Below are 15,822 nucleotides of genomic sequence, written 5' to 3'. Positions count from 1 at the left end.
GGCGTTCGTGTGCCCGCGTACGCCGTGCCCCCGGGTACACCGAAGGGCCCAAGGTCGGCTGACCGTGGGCCCTTCGTGGTGTGCGACCGAACCGCCGCGGCCGGGGCTACTGCTCCCGGCGGAGGTTCGGCTTCAGGTCCTTGAAACGGGCCAGCAGGCCGTTCACGAAGGACGGGGAGTCATCGGTGGAGAACTCCTTGGCGAGCTGGACGGCCTCGTCGATCACCACGGCGTCCGGGGTCTCGTCCATCCAGATCAGCTCGTACGCACCGAGCCGCAGGATGCTCCGGTCGACGACCGGCATGCGGTCGATCTCCCAGTCCACGGCGTAGGTGACGATGAGGTCGTCGATCCGGTCCGCGTACTGCGCGTACCCCTCGACCAGCTCCATCGTGAATTCACCGACCGGCGGCTGACGGTCGTCGGTCCGCGAGAGCCGAACCCAGTCCGCGAGGACGCTCTGCACGGACTCACCGCGCTGGTCGGCCTCGAAGAGGATCTGGAAGGCGCGCTTGCGGGCCTTGTTCCGGGCAGCCACGGTTAGCTGTTCACCCGGCCGAGGTAGTCGCCCGAGCGGGTGTCGACCTTGATCTTCTCGCCGGTGGTGATGAAGAGCGGCACGCCGATCTCGTAACCGGTCTCCAGGGTGGCGGGCTTGGTGCCGCCGGTGGAGCGGTCGCCCTGGACGCCCGGGTCGGTGTGCTGGATCGTCAGCTCGACGGCGGCGGGCAGCTCGACGTAGAGCACCTCGCCCTCGTACTGGGCGACGGAGGCGGTGAAGCCCTCGATCAGGAAGTTGGCGGCGTCGCCGACGGCCTTGCGGTCGACCATGAGCTGGTCGTACGTGTCCATGTCCATGAAGACGAAGTACTCGCCGTCCATGTACGAGAACTGCATGTCGCGGCGGTCGATGGTGGCCGTCTCGACCTTCACGCCGGCGTTGAACGTCTTGTCGACGACCTTGCCGGAGAGCACGTTCTTGAGCTTGGTGCGCACGAAGGCGGGGCCCTTGCCGGGCTTGACGTGCTGGAACTCGACGACGGACCAGAGCTGGCCTCCGTCGAGCTTGAGCACCAGGCCGTTCTTGAGGTCGTTCGTGGAAGCCACGGTTGCGGAATCTCCTGGACTGAAGCTGGTGGAACGACCGAGGATGCGCGCTAGAGCGCGAGCAGCTCCTTGGTCGTCATGGTGAGTAGCTCGGGTCCGCCGTCCGCCTCGGGGCGCACGACGAGCGTGTCATCGATCCGGACACCGCCCCGGCCCGGGAGGTGGACCCCCGGTCCGACGGTGACCGGCACACAAGCGTCCAGTTTACCCATGGCTGTCGGTGCCAGTTGCGGGTCCTCCTCGATTTCGAGCCCCACACCGTGCCCGGTCCACGGCTGAAGGCCCTCGCCGTGCCCCGCGGACTCCAGCGGATGCCGGGCCGCCCGGTCCACGTCCCGGTAGGCGGCCCCCGGCGCCAGGGCTTCCCTGCCTGCCCGCTGAGCGGCGAAAACAAGGTCGTAGAGCTCGATCTGCCACTCGGCGGGGGCGGTGCCGATGACGAAGGTACGGCCGATCTCGCAGCGGTAGCCGTGGTAGCTCGCGCCGAGGCGGACGGAGAGGAAATCTCCCTCCTCCACCCTGCGGTCCGAGGGCCGGTGGCGTCCCTGGCCGGAGTTGGGGCCGGTGGCCACGGAGGTGGTGAAGGCGGGGCCGTCCGCGCCGTGGTCGACGAGGCGGCGCTCCAGTTCGAGGGCGAGGTGCCGCTCGGTGCGGCCGACGAGGATCGATTCGAGGAGTTCGCCGAGGGCCTGGTCGGTGATCTCGGCGGCGATCCGGAGGCAGCCGATCTCCTCCTCGTCCTTGACGATCCGCTGCTGCTCCACGGTGAAGCCCAGATCGGCCAGTTTCAGACGCGGGGCGGCCTTCCCCATGGCCCGATGCCGGGCCACGGTCAGGTCGTGCTCCTCGACGGCGAGCGAATCCGCGCCCGACGAGGCGGCGAGGCCGGCGGCGGCGATCACCGGGTCCGCGTCCGGGGCGGGCAGGAGGTCGACCCGGAGCGCCTCGTCGGGCCGCCCGTGGGCGGGTTCGCCGGTGGGGGCGCGGGGGCAGAGCAGAACGTCCTCGCCGGGGCCGAGCAGCAGCACTGCGCCGGGCGGCGCTCCGCCCGCGAGATAGCGGACGTTGGCGGGGCGGGAGACCAGGGCGGCCGCGGACCCCGCGGCGGCGCACCGGTCGCGGAGCAGCCCGCGTCGGACGGCGTGCACCTCTGACATGGTTCGAGCGTACGAGCGGGGGCGGCGGCCCGCCCGGCCAGCGCATCCGACCGGGGGGCGAGGCTTCCGAACGCTGCCGCTACCAGGCGGGCGGGCTCGCGATGGAGCGGGCCAGCACGTCGTCCAGGACGCGGGCGGTGGTCTCGACGTCATACGTGGAGTTGTCGATGATCGGGAGGCCGGAGCCGTACCAGCCGGCCATCCGGCCGTGGATGCGGGCGACCTCCTCGTCGGAGAGCCGGCGGTTGCCGCTGCGGGCGGCGTTGCGCTCCAGGACGATTTCCAGGCCGGGCAGCAGCACGACGGGCAGCAGCCCCGGGCCCACATGGCGCTTCCAGCCGCCGAGGCCGACGACCGGGCGGTCGGGGAAGACGGCGTCGTCGAGGATGCAGGAGATGCCGTTGGCGAGGAAGTTGCGGGCGGCGAAGCCGCAGGTGCGGCGGGCCAGGCGGTACTGGGCCTCGGAGTGGTCGTTCCAGCCGGCCTGCGGATCGGCGAAGCCGGAGCGGACCCACTCGCGGACGTCGTCGAGGGAGACATGGGCGGTGGGCACCCGGCGGCGGGCCGCCCAGAGCTTGGCGACGGTGGTTTTGCCTGCCCCGGCCGGGCCGATGAGCAGCACGGCGAGCGTCGCGCCGCCGGTGCCGGGCTCGGCGGGGGGTGCGGGCAGCGGCACGGGGCCGCCCGGGGGCAGCTGGACGTGTCCGGTGTGGCCGACGGCGTCCCTCGCGGGGGGCGTGGGGCCGGTGCCGCTCCAGCCCGGCCCGGGGGCCTGGCCCGGAGCCGGCGGAGCCTGACCGGGGACCGGGGGCTGCGAGGCCTGGCCGGGGACCGGGGGCGGCGGGGATATCGGGGGCGGGCCGGGGTGACCGGGCTGCTGGGCCTGGTAGGGCCGGCCAACGTGCCCGATACCGGGTCCGTGGGGCGGCAGCGGGGCCCCCACTGCGTGCTGCATCCGGTGCCACTCCGTCTCGTCACTGCAACTGGCGCTGCTGGGACGGCTACCGTACCTTCCCGGGCCGTCTCGGGGTGAACGGCCCGGGAGGGCACGAAGTGCCCGTCGCCGCGCGGTGGGGCGGGCGGGGACCGGCGGGGTGCCAGCCCGTCAGTTCGTCACTTCGTCGGCCAGGGCGCGCAGGGCGAGCCGGTAGGAGCCGATGCCGAACCCGGCCACCGTGCCCGTGGCCACCGCGGCGACCACGGAGGTGTGCCGGAACTCCTCGCGGGTGTACGGGTTGGAGATGTGCACCTCGATCAGCGGGGCGGTGCGCTGGGCGGCCGCGTCCCGCATCCCGTACGAGTAGTGCGTGAAGGCGCCCGGGTTGAGAACGACCGGAATCGACCCGTCCGCCGCCTCGTGGAGCCAGCGGATCAGCTCGCCCTCGTCGTTGGTCTCCCGTACGTCGACGTCGAAGCCGAGCTCCTTGCCGAGGGTCGTGCAGGTCTCGACGAGTCCGGCGTAGGAGGTGGCCCCGTAGACGTCGGGCTCGCGCGAGCCGAGCCGGCCGAGGTTGGGGCCGTTCAGGACGAAGACCCTGCGGGTCACGCGGAGACCTCCCCGTAGGCGGCGAGCAGCACGGCCGGGTCGGGGCCCTCCAGGACGGTCGGCTTGCCGATGCCGTCCAGGACGATGAAGCGCAGCAGGTCGCCGCGGGACTTCTTGTCGACCTTCATGTTCTCCAGCAGCTTGGGCCACTGGTCGCCGCGGTAGGCGAGCGGCAGGCCCACCGACTCCAGGATGCTGCGGTGCCGGTCGGCGGTGGCGTCGTCGAGGCGTCCGGCGAGCCGGCCCAGCTCGGCGGCGAAGACCATGCCGATGGAGACGGCCGCGCCGTGGCGCCACTTGTAGCGCTCGTTCTTCTCGATGGCGTGGGCCAGGGTGTGGCCGTAGTTGAGGATCTCGCGGAGTCCGGACTCCTTGAGGTCGCTGGAGACGACCTCGGCCTTGACCCGGATGGACCGCTCGATCAGCTCGGCGGTGTGCGGCCCGGCGGGCGTACGGGCGGCCTCGGGGTCGGCCTCGATCAGGTCGAGGATGACCGGGTCGGCGATGAAGCCGGCCTTGATGATCTCGGCCATGCCGGAGACGTAGTCGTTGACCGGCAGCGAGTCCAGCGCGGCGAGGTCGCAGAGGACCCCGGCGGGCGGGTGGAAGGCGCCGACGAGGTTCTTGCCCTCGGCGGTGTTGATGCCGGTCTTGCCGCCGACGGCCGCGTCGACCATGCCGAGGACGGTGGTCGGGATCGCGATCCAGCGGACCCCGCGCAGCCAGCTGGCCGCGACGAACCCGGCGACGTCCGTGGTGGCGCCGCCGCCGATGCCGACGATGACGTCGGTGCGGGTGAAGCCGGTCTGGCCGAGCGCCTTCCAGCAGTAGGCGGCGACCTCGACGGTCTTGGCCTCCTCCGCATTGGGCAGCTGGATCGCGATGGCCTCGTACCCCTGGGCCGCGAGGTCCTCACGTACCGCCTCACCGGTCTCGGCGAGCGCCTCGGGGTGCAGGACGGCGACGCGCTGGGCGCGGTCACCGATGAGCTGGGGCAGCTCGCCGAGGAGCTGGTGGCCGACGAGAACCTCGTACGGGTCGGAGCCCGCGGAGCCTGCGACCTGGATGCGGGTGGGGCCCTGCTGCGTCATGCCGGTCTTCTCCACGCCGGGGGCGGCTTGGCCCTCCGGCAGTTGCAGTGCGTCGATGATCGCCTGGGCGACCTCTTCGGGGGTGTTCTCGTCGGTCGCGACGACGGTACGGGCGACCTCTTCGTACAGATGGCGGCGGGCGTCCATCAGCTCGCGCCACTGCCGGCGCGGGTTGACCGCGAGCAGCGGGCGGGCGGCGCCGAGTCCGACGCGGCGGACGGCCTCGTCCACGTCCATGGAGAGGTAGACGACCGGCCGGCCTGCCAGCAGCTCCCTGGTCGCCCCGTCCAGGACGGCGCCGCCACCGAGGGAGAGGACGCCCGGGTGCCCGGCGATCGCCGCGGCGACGGCGCGGCGCTCCAGGGCACGGAAGTGCTCCTCGCCCTCGTCGTAGAAGATCTCCGCGATCGGCTTGCCGGCCTCGGCGACGACGTCCGCGTCGGTGTCCCGGTAGGTGGTGCCGAGCCGGGCGGCGAGCAGTTCGCCGACGGTGGACTTGCCGACGCCCATCGGGCCGACGAGGACGACCAGGGGGCCGCTCATCGGATCTGGAGGTGGTCGAGGTACGACTGGACGTTGCGGTGCGTCTCGGCCACGCTGTCGCCGCCGAACTTCTCCGCGACCGCGTCGGCCAGGACCAGGGCGACCATCGCCTCCGCGACGATGCCCGCGGCCGGGACGGCGCAGACGTCGGAGCGCTGATGGTGGGCCTTGGTGGCCTCGCCGGTGACGACGTCCACGGTGGCGAGCGCGCGCGGCACGGTGGCGATGGGCTTCATCGCGGCGCGGACGCGCAGCAGCTCGCCGGTGGTGAGGCCGCCCTCGGTGCCGCCGGAGCGGCCGGAGGTGCGCCGGATGCCGTCGTCGGTGGCGACGATCTCGTCGTGCGCCTTGGAGCCGGGGACGCGGGCCAGGTCGAATCCGTCGCCGACCTCGACGCCCTTGATGGCCTGGATGCCCATGAGGGCTGCGGCGAGCCGGGCGTCCAGGCGCCGGTCCCAGTGGACGTGCGAGCCGAGCCCGACGGGCACGCCGTACGCCAGCACCTCGACGACGCCGCCGAGGGTGTCGCCGTCCTTGTGGGCCTGGTCGATCTCGGCCACCATCGCCTTGGAGGCGTCGGCGTCCAGGCAGCGGACCGGGTCGGCGTCCAGCTTCTCCACGTCGCCGGGGACCGGGACGACGCCGTACGGCGCCTTGGCCGCGGCCAGCTCGACGACATGGCTGACGATCTCGATGCCCGCGGTCTCCTTGAGGTAGGAGCGGGCGACGGCCCCGAGGGCGACGCGCGCGGCGGTCTCCCGGGCGCTGGCGCGCTCCAGGACCGGCCGGGCCTCGTCGAAGCCGTACTTCTGCATCCCCGCGAGGTCGGCGTGGCCGGGGCGGGGCCGGGTCAGCGGGGCGTTGCGGGCGAGCTGGGCCAGCTCGTCGGGGTCGACCGGGTCGGCCGACATGACCTGCTCCCACTTGGGCCACTCGGTGTTGCCGACCATGACGGCGACCGGGGAGCCCATGGTGAGCCCGTGGCGTACGCCGCCGAGGAAGGTGACCTCGTCCTGCTCGAACTTCATCCGCGCGCCGCGGCCGTAACCGAGCCGTCGCCGGGCCAACGCCTCCGCCACCATCTCCGTGGTGATCGGGACACCGGCGGGAAGACCCTCCAGCGTCGCCACCAGGGCGGGGCCGTGCGACTCGCCTGCGGTCAGCCAGCGCAACCTGCTCAACGGTGCTCCTCATGCTCGCGCCTGAAATCCAACGGCGCCACCGGGTGCGCGGCCCTGGCCCGCCACCCCCGATCCTCCCACGACCGGGGGCACGATCCGGTCGCCGGTCCAGCAGGCGGACCGGCGACGTTCGCCGAAGGGCCCGTCAGCGGGCCGCGAGCGCGGCCTCTCCGGCCTGCCGCATGGCGGCCAGCGGCGCCGGGATCCGGCCGGTCATCTGCTCGACCTGGAGCAGCGCCTGGTGCACGAGGAGGTCGAGCCCGCCGACGACCGCCCCGCCGTGCGCGGACCAGGCGGCGGCGAGTCGGGTGGGCCACGGCTCGTACAGCACGTCGAAGAGGATGCCGGAGGCCCCCGGTACGGATCCGGCCAGGGTGTCGGTCGCGCCCGCCGGGGTGGTGGCGATGACCAGTGGCGCGCTCAGTGCCGCTTCCGCGTCCGCCCAGTCGGCGGTGACGACGTCGACCCCGAGCCGCTCTCCCCAGCCGCGCATCTCGGCGGCGCGCTCGGGGCTGCGTACATAGGCGGTGACCGGTCCGGCGCAGACCGCGGCGAGTGCGGCCAGGGCGGAGGAGGCGGTGGCCCCCGCGCCGAGGACGGCGGCGGAGTCGACCTTGTCGACGCCGCGTTCCCGCAGGGCGGCGATCATGCCGGGGATGTCGGTGTTGTCGCCGACCCGGCGGCCGTCCTCGGTGAACACGACCGTGTTGACGGCTTCCACGGAGGCGGCCGTCGCGCTGACCTCGTCGAGCAGCGGGATGATCGCCCGCTTGAGCGGCATGGTCAGCGACAGTCCCGCCCAGGAGCCGTCCAGGCCTTCCACGAACGCGGGCAGCGCCGCCTCGTCGACCTCGAACCGGTCGTAGGACCAGTGGTCGAGGCCGAGTTCGGCGTACGCGGCGCGGTGCAGGACCGGGGAGAGGGAGTGGGCGATGGGCGAGCCTAGGACGGCGGCCCTGCGTGGCTCGCTCACTGGCCGGACTTCCCGTCCTCGTACTCCCGCCGGTTCTTCTCGTGCTCCTCGTTGGTCTCGGCGAAGACGGTCTTGTCCTCATTGATCGAGACGAAGTAGTACCAGGGGCCCGGTGTGGGATTCATGGCCGAGTGCAGGGCGTCCGCGCCCGGGTTGCTGATCGGGCCGGACGGCAGACCGATGATCTTGTACGTGTTGTACGGGTCGTCGATCTTCCGCAGATCGTCGACGGCGCCGATGTCCAGCGTGCTCTGGCCCTTGATGTAGTTGACCGTGGAGTCGAATTCCAACCGCCCGACGGTCTCCATGTTGCCGGGCTTGAGGCGGTTGTAGACGACCCGGGCGACCTTGTCGAAGTCGTGTTTGTACTTGCCCTCGACCTGCACGAGACTCGCGACGGTGATGAGCTCCCACGGCGTCTTCAGGCCGAGCTTCTTCGCGCCGGCCTCCAGGTCGAGCTTGTCGTACTCCTTGTTCGCCCGCGTGACCATCCGCTTCAGGGCGTCCTCGGGCTTCGACCCCTTGGCCACCGGATACGCCGCCGGGTAGAGGAAGCCCTCCAGCGGGTCCTTCACATCCGGGTTGTCGTCGGCCCAGTCGGGCAGGCCCAGCGACTCCGCCTTGGTCTTGGCGACCTTCGCCGTGGTGCCTTCCTTGAGCTTGAGCCGTTTGTCGATCAGCTCGTAGACCTTCGCGTTACGCGTCCCCTCAGGGATCACGAACGCGTTCTGGCTCTTCGGGTCGAGCATGAGCGTGATGGCGCTGGCCGCCGACATCTCCTTGTTCAGGAGGTAGACGCCCGCCTGGAGCGACTTGCCCTTGGGGTTGTCGTTCTGAGCCGCGACGAACGCGTCGGAGGACTTGATGACGCCCTTCTTGCGCAGAATGTTCGCGATGTCGTACCCGAAGGCTCCTTCGGGGATCTCCACCTCGACCTGCTCGCCGGAGCCCGACCCCGCGTAGTCGGACGGGGCTCCGAACTGCTTCTGCCAGAAGGTGTAGCCGACGTACCCGACACCACCGAGGCCGCCGACCAGGACGACGGAGACCACCAGGCAGGCAAAGCCGCTGCGGCTCTTTTTCTTCTTGCCCTTGCCACCCCGGCGCTCATTGCCGCCGCGGTCGCGGCGCGAGGAGCGTGATCCGTCGTCGTCCGGGTCATCGTCGTCGTCGCGCGGCTCGCGGCCGGCCGGTCCGTCCGCACCGGTGAAGAAGGGGTGCGTCTCCTCGTGCGGCTCGTCCGGATCCCAGTCCGTCGACTGCTGCTGTTGCTGCCCCGGCGCGGCCTCGCGGCGGCCCGGGGGCTGCGGCGGAGGGTAGGCCTCGGGCGTGCCGTAGTAGTCCTGGCCCGTGTCGTAGCCGCCGGGGTGCTGCGCGTACGGGTCCTGGGGCTCGGCCCCGTACGGCATGGCGGCCTGCTGGCCGGTGTCCCAGCCGCCGTTGTACTGCGGCTGGGCACCCGGCTGCTGGGCGTAGGGGTCCTGCTGTGGCGTGCCGTACTGCTGGTGGTTCTGCTGCTGGTGCTGGTGGTTCTGCTGCTGGCCGTACTGCTGATGCTGGTCGTACGGCTGCTGCGAGTACTGCTGGTGCTGCTGGTTCTGGTGCTGCTGGGCGTACGGGTCCTGCGGATAGGACTGCTGCTGGTCGCCGTACTGGCTCTGGCCGTGGGCGGCCTGGCGGCCATCCCATCCCTGGTCCCCGTACAAGGGGTCCTCGGGATGCCACGGTTCGGAGCCGGGGCCCCGGCCATACTCAGTCATCGATCCCCTAGAGCCGCGAGACGACGTTCCGTCTCTTCGCTTCGCCGTGCGGTCTATTCGAACACCGCCGCATCGCGCGGAACGTTACCGTATCGCGATCAGACAACCACTTCGACGCCCTCACCCGGAGGATTGCCTGACGCCCGTTCGGACTCCAGAGCGTTCTGAAGGATCACCACAGCGGCAGCCTGGTCGATGACAGATCGGCCCTTCTTGGACTTCACGCCCGAGGCGCGCATCCCCTGGGCGGCCGTCACTGTGGTCATCCTCTCGTCCACCAGTCGCACCGGAACGGGTGCGATCGACCGGGCGAACACCTGCGCGAACTCCCGGACCTTGGCGGCCGCCGGGCCCTCGCCGCCGCCGAGCGAGCGCGGCAGACCGAGGATGACCTCGATCGGCTCGTACTCCTCGACGAGTCCGCGGAGCCGCCGGTGGGCGGCCGGGACATCGCGTCCCGGCACGGTCTCCACCGGCGTGGCCAGGATCCCGTCGGGGTCGCACGAGGCAACCCCGATCCGGGCGTCCCCGACGTCGACGGCGAGCCGCCGGCCTCGGCGCATCTGCGTCATCGCGCTCGTCACGCGGTCTCGGTGACGAGGCGTTCGACCGCGGCGACGGCGTCGCCGATGGCGGCCGGGTTCGTGCCGCCGCCCTGGGCGACGTCCGGCTTGCCGCCGCCCCCGCCGCCTAGGGTCTTGGCGGCCGTACGCACGAGGTCACCGGCCTTGAGACCGCGCTCGCGGGCGGCCTCGTTGGTGGCGATGACGGTGAGCGGGCGGCCGTTGGCCGTGGTGAACAGGGCCACGACGGCCGCGCGGCCGCCCTGGATGCGGCCTCGCACGTCCAGCACCAGCTTGCGCAGGTCGTCGGCGGAGGTGCCGTCGGGGACCTGACCGGTGACCAGGGCGACGCCGCGGACGTCCTTGGCGGACTCGACGAGCCCGGCGGCGGCCGCGAGGACCTTCTCCGCGCGGAACTTCTCGATCTCCTTCTCGGCGTCCTTCAGCTTGCCGAGCATGCCCGCGATCTTCTCGGGAAGCTCCTCGGGACGGCCCTTGACCAGCTCCTGGAGCTGGGCGACGACCGTGTGCTCCTTGGCGAGGAAGTTGTACGCGTCGACGCCGACCAGGGCTTCGATGCGACGCACGCCGGAGCCGATGGAGGACTCGCCGAGCAGCTTCACCAGGCCCAGCTGGGCGGTGTTGTGGACGTGGGTGCCGCCGCAGAGCTCCTTGGAGAAGTCGCCGATGGTGACGACACGGACCCGCTCGCCGTACTTCTCGCCGAACTCGGCGATGGCGCCCTGCTTCTTGGCCTCGTCGATCGACATGACCTCGGCCTGGACGTCGAGTTCACGCGAGAGGACCTCGTTGATCCGCTGCTCGACGTCGGTGAGGACCGTGCCGGGAACGGCGGCGGGCGAACCGAAGTCGAAGCGGAAGCGGCCCGGGGAGTTCTCCGAGCCGGCCTGGGCGGCCGTCGGGCCGAGCGCGTCGCGCAGCGCCTGGTGCGTGAGGTGGGTGGCGCTGTGGGCGCGGGCGATGGCCCGGCGGCGGGTGGCGTCGATGGAGGCGAAGACCGGGGCCCCGACCGTCACCTCGCCGACCTGGACGACGCCCTTGTGGACGTGGACGCCGGGGACCGGCTTCTGGACGTCACGGATCTCGATGACGGCACCGGTGTCGAGCCGGATGCGGCCGGTGTCGGCGAGCTGGCCGCCGCCCTCGGCGTAGAAGGGGGTGCGGTCGAGGACGACCTCGACCTCGTCGCCCTCGGTGGCGGCGGGCGAGGGCACGCCGTCGACCAGCAGGCCGACGATGGTGGACTCGCCGGCGGTGGCGGTGTAGCCGGTGAACTCGGTGGCACCGGAGGTGTCGGCGACCTCGCGGTAGGCGGACAGGTCGGCGTGACCGGTCTTCTTGGCGCGGGCGTCGGCCTTGGCCTTGTCGCGCTGCTCCTGCATGAGGCGGCGGAAGCCGTCCTCGTCCACGGACAGCCCCTGCTCGGCGGCCATCTCCAGGGTCAGGTCGATCGGGAAGCCCCAGGTGTCGTGGAGCAGGAACGCCTTGTCGCCGGCGAGGACCTGGCCGCCGGCGGCCTTGGTCTCGGTGACGGCGGTCTCCAGGATGTTGGTGCCGCCCTTGAGGGCCTTGAGGAAGGCGGCCTCCTCGGCGAGCGCGACGGTCTCGATGCGCTTGCGGTCGGTGATCAGCTCCGGGTACTGGAGGCCCATCGTGTCGATCACGACGTCGACCAGGTCCTTGACGACCGAGCCGGTGGCGCCCATGAGGCGCATGTTGCGGATGGCGCGGCGCATGATGCGGCGCAGCACGTAGCCACGGCCCTCGTTGCCGGGGGTGACGCCGTCGCCGATGAGCATCACCGACGTACGGATGTGGTCGGCGACGACGCGGAGCGAGACGTCGGTGCCCTGCTCGGCGCCGTAGCGGACGCCGGTCAGCTCGGTGGCCTTGTCCATGACGACGCGCAGGGTGTCGGTCTCGTACATGTTCTGTACGCCCTGGAGGATCATGGCGAGGCGTTCGAGGCCGAGACCGGTGTCGATGTTCTTCGACGGCAGGTCCCCGAGGATCGGGAAGTCCTCCTTGCCGTCGCCGGCGCCGCGCTCGTACTGCATGAAGACCAGGTTCCAGATCTCCACGTAGCGCTCGTCGTTGACGGCCGGGCCGCCCTCGACACCGAACTCGGGGCCGCGGTCGTAGTTGATCTCGGAGCAGGGGCCGCAGGGTCCGGGGACGCCCATGGACCAGAAGTTGTCCTTCTTGCCCAGGCGCTGGATGCGCTCGGCGGGGACGCCGATCTTGTCGCGCCAGATGGCCTCCGCCTCGTCGTCGTCGAGGTAGACGGTGATCCAGAGCTTCTCGGGGTCGAGGCCGTAACCGCCGTCCTCGACGGAGTTGGTCAGGGCCTCCCAGGCGAGCTGGATGGCGCCTTCCTTGAAGTAGTCCCCGAAGGAGAAGTTGCCGCACATCTGGAAGAAGGTGCCGTGGCGGGTGGTCTTGCCGACCTCTTCGATGTCCGGCGTACGCACGCACTTCTGCACGCTGGTGACGCGCGGGGCGGGCGGCTTGACCTCGCCGAGGAAGTACGGCTTGAAGGGGACCATGCCCGCGGGGACCAGCAGCAGAGTCGGGTCGTCCGCGATGAGCGACGCCGAGGGCACGGCAGTGTGACCGCGCTCCTCGAAGAAGCTCAGCCAGCGGCGGCGAATTTCAGCCGACTCCATCAGTGGTCCTCATTCCGGTTGTTCGTTTTGTAGGGAAGTGTGCGGTACGTGTTCGCGGGCTCGGCCGCTTCGACGGCGAAGTGCCGCTGTACGGGAAGATCGGGGTCGACCGGTGCGTCCAGGCCCAGGGCGCCGCCCAGTTCGGCTTCGCGCCGGACCATGCCCTCCCGTACGTCGAGGGCGAAGTCCTTCAGCTTGTGACCGGTCTCGATCGCCTTGTCCGCGGCCTGGGCCGCGAGGCTCTCGGGGGTCAGCTGCTTGAGCTTGCGGTTGACCTTGGTGGTGGCCCACACACCGGCGGCTGCGCCGGCGGTGAACCAGAACGTGCGGCGGAACATCGCTCGATCAGTCCTTCTGTCCGCGGGCGTTTCGGCGTTCGCGCCTGCGTTCGCGCGCCGAGGGTACGGTCCGGCCGACGATCACGGTGCGGCGGGCGGAGCCACGGCCCCGCGCCGGTTCCGGTTCGGGCTCGGGTGCGGTGCGGCGGCCGAGCGCCTGCCGTACGCCGTAGCCGAAGGCCGCGACCTTGACGAGGGGGCCGCCGAAGGTGGAGGCGACGGTCGTGGAGAGCGCGGAGGCGTTGGAGGCGACCTCCTGCACGTCGCTCGCGATGGCGTCGACCTTGTCCAGCTGGGTCTGCGCCGAACGCACCGTCGCCGAGGCGTCGGCCAGCAGCGGAACGGCCTGATCGGTCACGTCCGCCACGAGCTTGGTCGTCGCCCTGAGCGTCTGGGCGAGCCTCACCAGCACCACGGCGAGGAACGAGACCAGGATCGCCCAGAAGACGGCCACGAGGATCCCGGCCACCTCTCCACCGGACACTGTGCACCGCTCTCTGCTTGTCGATCGGCCCTTCGGGGGGCCTGTCTCCGTCGGTGCCGCCGGCTGCCGCCGACGCGCCCGATCGTCGTCCCACGAGCCTATCGCGCCGCGCATCTGCTCCCCTACCGCATTCCCCGCGGGCCGGGCGGGAGTTGTCTTACGAGATTGTACGGAGAGCTTTCAAGCCAGTACGCTCCGTGTTTCATGCGACGCCTGCAGGACCCCTGCCCGAATCCCGACGATCCGGACGCCCGCCCTGCGGCCGCGCCCGGCACCCTCCCGGCCGAACTCAACAGATTCGTGGGCCGCGAGGACGAACTGGCCGAGCTGGGCGGGCTGCTGGAGGAGTCCAGGCTCGTCACCGTCGTCGGAGTGGCGGGCGTGGGCAAGACCCGGTGCGTCACCCGTGTCGCCGCGCTCGGGGAGAAACGGTACTGCGACGGGGTCCTGCTGGCCGAGCTGTCCACCGTCCGCGATCCCGACCTGCTGGAACACGCCCTGATCGACGCCCTGGGGCTGACCGATCACACCAGTCGGCCGCCGCGCGCCGTGCTCGTCGAGCACCTCCACGAGCGCCGGACGCTGCTGGTGATCGACGGCTTCGAGCACCTCGTCGACGCCTGCGCCGACCTCGTCACCGAGCTGCTGCGCCGGGCCCCGGGCCTCCAGGTGCTCGCGGCCGGGCGCTGCCCGCTCCGGGTGGACGGGGAACGGACGTTCCCGCTCGCCCCGATGTCCGACGAGGACGCGGTGGAGCTGTTCACCGAACGGGCGCGCGGGGTGCGGCCGGGCTGGGAGCCGGCGGCGAGCGAGCGGGGAACCGTGCTGGAGCTCTGCCGCCGCCTCGACGGGATCCCGCTGGCCCTGGAGCTGGCGGCGGGACGGCTGCGCGCCCTCTCGGTGGAGCAGGTGCTGCTGCGCCTCGACGACCGGTTCCGGCTGCTGACCGGCGGCCGTCGCGGTGCGCCGCCCCGCCACCAGACCCTGCGGACGGCGATCGGCTGGAGCCATGAGCTGTGCACGCCCGAGCAGCGGCTGTTGTGGGCCCGGCTCTCGGTGTTCGCCGGGCAGTTCGATCTGGAGGCCGCCGAGTACATCTGCGGCGGGGCGGACCTGCCGGCCGATTCGGTGCTCGATGTGCTGGACGAACTGCTGGCCCAGTCGGTGGTGGAGCGCGAGGACGGGCCGGCCGGGGCCCGCTACCGGCTGCTGGACACGGTCAGCGAGTACGGGGCGCAGTGGCTGGCGGCCGCCGGGGACGCCCAGCGGCTGCGGCGGCGGCACCGGGACTGGTTCCTGGGGCTCGCGACCTGGTGCGAGCTGGACTGGTTCAGTCCGCGCCAGGCGGAGGTGGCTGCGCGGATCGACTGCGAACTGCCCAATCTCCGCCGGGCGATGGAGTGCTCGATGGAGAGCCCCGACGAGGTGCACTTGGCGCAGCATCTGGCGGGCACCCTGTGGTTCTACTGGACGGGCTGCGGGCGGCTGTCCGAGGGGCGGCACTGGCTGGACCACGTCCTGGAGGAGCCGACGCCGCACGATGCCGCTCGGCTGAAGGTGCTGTGGGTGCTGGGCTATGTGGCGGTGCTCCAGGGCGACCCGGTGGGCGCGATCTCGGCGCTCCAGGAGTGCCGGGAGGAGGCCGAGCGCGCCGGGGACGCGACGGCACTGGCGTACGCGGTGCACCGCACGGGGTGTCTGGCGATCGTGACGGACGACATGGAGCGCGCCGAGGAGCTGCTCCGCGAGGCGGTCGGCCGGTACCGCGAGGTCGGCGAGCTGAACAGCAACGTCCTGATGGCGCAGGTGGAGCTGGCCATGGCGGTGGCGTTCCTCGGCGATCTGGACGCGGCGGCGGTGATCTGCGACGAGGTCCGGGAGATCTGCGAGGACCGCGGAGAGCGGTGGGCGCTGGCGTACGCGCTGTACGTCCTGGCGTACGCGGCGCTGCGGCGGGGGCGGCCGGCCCGGGCGCGGCAGATGCTCGGGGAGTGCCTGACCATCGGCCGGACGTTCAACGATCTGCTGGGCACGGTGCTGTCGCTGGAGCTGCTGGCGCTGGTGACGGTGGTGGAGGGGGACGCCGGGGAGGCCGCCGTGCTCCAGGGGGCGGCGGAGGGCATCTGGCCGTCGGTGGGGCTGCAGCTGTTCGGCTCCGCGTTCTACGGGCGGCCGCGGGTGGAGTGCGAGGAGCAGGCGCGCCGGGAGCTGGGGAACGCGGCGTACGAGGAGGGGCTGCGGGCGGGCCGGCGGCTGGATCCGGCCACCGCGGTCGACCGGGCCCTGGCCGGCGGCGGGCCGGGGGCGGCGGGGGACGCGCCGGGGGCGGGCGGGGTGCCGGCGACGGGTGTTAATTTTAAAAATCGAAGGCCCGCCGCCTCGCGTTTGTATG

Annotated in this window: 13 protein-coding genes and 1 pseudogene; 1 reads left to right on the top strand and 13 read right to left on the bottom strand. The window is 71.7% G+C overall.

Annotated elements, in window-relative coordinates:
- Nucleotides 1-106: 106 nt before the first annotated feature.
- The 13 genes from nusB to ACFWM7_RS20725 form a co-directional block, all read right to left on the bottom strand.
- A complete protein-coding gene (gene nusB, locus ACFWM7_RS20785; RefSeq protein ID WP_007453233.1) occupies nucleotides 107-538 on the bottom strand; it encodes a transcription antitermination factor NusB in 432 nt (143 codons plus the stop codon).
- 2 nt (nucleotides 539-540) lie between these two features.
- Entirely contained in the window at nucleotides 541-1,107 is a 567-nt protein-coding gene (gene efp, locus ACFWM7_RS20780) for an elongation factor P (RefSeq protein ID WP_366470239.1), read from the bottom strand.
- A 50-nt stretch (nucleotides 1,108-1,157) separates the two neighbouring features.
- Nucleotides 1,158-2,264 (bottom strand): M24 family metallopeptidase, encoded by a 1,107-nt coding sequence (locus tag ACFWM7_RS20775; protein ID WP_383262733.1) that lies wholly within the window; start codon nucleotides 2,262-2,264, stop codon nucleotides 1,158-1,160.
- A 79-nt stretch (nucleotides 2,265-2,343) separates the two neighbouring features.
- The gene (locus tag ACFWM7_RS20770; protein WP_383262730.1) at nucleotides 2,344-3,219 is read right to left on the bottom strand and encodes a Pro-rich N-terminal domain-containing protein; all 876 of its coding nucleotides are present in this window, start codon (nucleotides 3,217-3,219) and stop codon (nucleotides 2,344-2,346) included.
- Nucleotides 3,220-3,369: 150 nt separating this feature from the next.
- The gene (locus ACFWM7_RS20765) at nucleotides 3,370-3,810 is read right to left on the bottom strand and encodes a type II 3-dehydroquinate dehydratase (protein ID WP_383262726.1); all 441 of its coding nucleotides are present in this window, start codon (nucleotides 3,808-3,810) and stop codon (nucleotides 3,370-3,372) included.
- Complete coding sequence (gene aroB, locus ACFWM7_RS20760) at nucleotides 3,807-5,444, bottom strand: 3-dehydroquinate synthase (protein ID WP_383262724.1); 1,638 nt, start codon at nucleotides 5,442-5,444, stop codon at nucleotides 3,807-3,809. Before aroB ends, ACFWM7_RS20765 begins: the two co-directional genes overlap by 4 nt.
- On the bottom strand, nucleotides 5,441-6,625 hold the full coding sequence (gene aroC / locus ACFWM7_RS20755; protein ID WP_383262722.1) for a chorismate synthase: 1,185 nt from the start codon (nucleotides 6,623-6,625) through the stop codon (nucleotides 5,441-5,443). The genes aroB and aroC overlap by 4 nt, the downstream gene beginning before the upstream one ends.
- Nucleotides 6,626-6,770: 145 nt before the next feature.
- On the bottom strand, nucleotides 6,771-7,598 hold the full coding sequence (locus tag ACFWM7_RS20750; RefSeq protein WP_383262721.1) for a shikimate dehydrogenase: 828 nt from the start codon (nucleotides 7,596-7,598) through the stop codon (nucleotides 6,771-6,773).
- Nucleotides 7,595-9,358 (bottom strand): endolytic transglycosylase MltG, encoded by a 1,764-nt coding sequence (gene mltG, locus ACFWM7_RS20745; protein ID WP_383262719.1) that lies wholly within the window; start codon nucleotides 9,356-9,358, stop codon nucleotides 7,595-7,597. The genes ACFWM7_RS20750 and mltG overlap by 4 nt, the downstream gene beginning before the upstream one ends.
- A gap of 98 nt (nucleotides 9,359-9,456) precedes the next feature.
- On the bottom strand, nucleotides 9,457-9,930 hold the full coding sequence (gene ruvX / locus ACFWM7_RS20740) for a Holliday junction resolvase RuvX (protein ID WP_359145551.1): 474 nt from the start codon (nucleotides 9,928-9,930) through the stop codon (nucleotides 9,457-9,459).
- Between the two features lie 8 nt (nucleotides 9,931-9,938).
- Complete coding sequence (alaS, locus tag ACFWM7_RS20735; RefSeq protein WP_383262717.1) at nucleotides 9,939-12,608, bottom strand: alanine--tRNA ligase; 2,670 nt, start codon at nucleotides 12,606-12,608, stop codon at nucleotides 9,939-9,941.
- Complete coding sequence (locus ACFWM7_RS20730; protein WP_383262716.1) at nucleotides 12,608-12,946, bottom strand: DUF6167 family protein; 339 nt, start codon at nucleotides 12,944-12,946, stop codon at nucleotides 12,608-12,610. Before ACFWM7_RS20730 ends, alaS begins: the two co-directional genes overlap by 1 nt.
- Nucleotides 12,947-12,953: 7 nt before the next feature.
- The gene (locus ACFWM7_RS20725; RefSeq protein WP_383262714.1) at nucleotides 12,954-13,415 is read right to left on the bottom strand and encodes a DUF948 domain-containing protein; all 462 of its coding nucleotides are present in this window, start codon (nucleotides 13,413-13,415) and stop codon (nucleotides 12,954-12,956) included.
- A 219-nt stretch (nucleotides 13,416-13,634) separates the two neighbouring features.
- On the opposite strand from ACFWM7_RS20725, the pseudogene ACFWM7_RS20720 reads away from it, so the two are divergent.
- Nucleotides 13,635-15,818, top strand: a pseudogene (locus ACFWM7_RS20720) (ATP-binding protein); the annotation flags it as partial.
- Between the last annotated feature and the right edge of the window lie 4 nt (nucleotides 15,819-15,822).

The sequence above is a fragment of the Streptomyces sp. NPDC058375 genome, assembly GCF_042723425.1.
Taxonomy (GTDB): domain Bacteria; phylum Actinomycetota; class Actinomycetes; order Streptomycetales; family Streptomycetaceae; genus Streptomyces; species Streptomyces durocortorensis.
The sequence above is the reverse complement of the archived record's forward strand: the minus strand, read 5'-3'. Positions and strand labels throughout refer to the sequence as shown.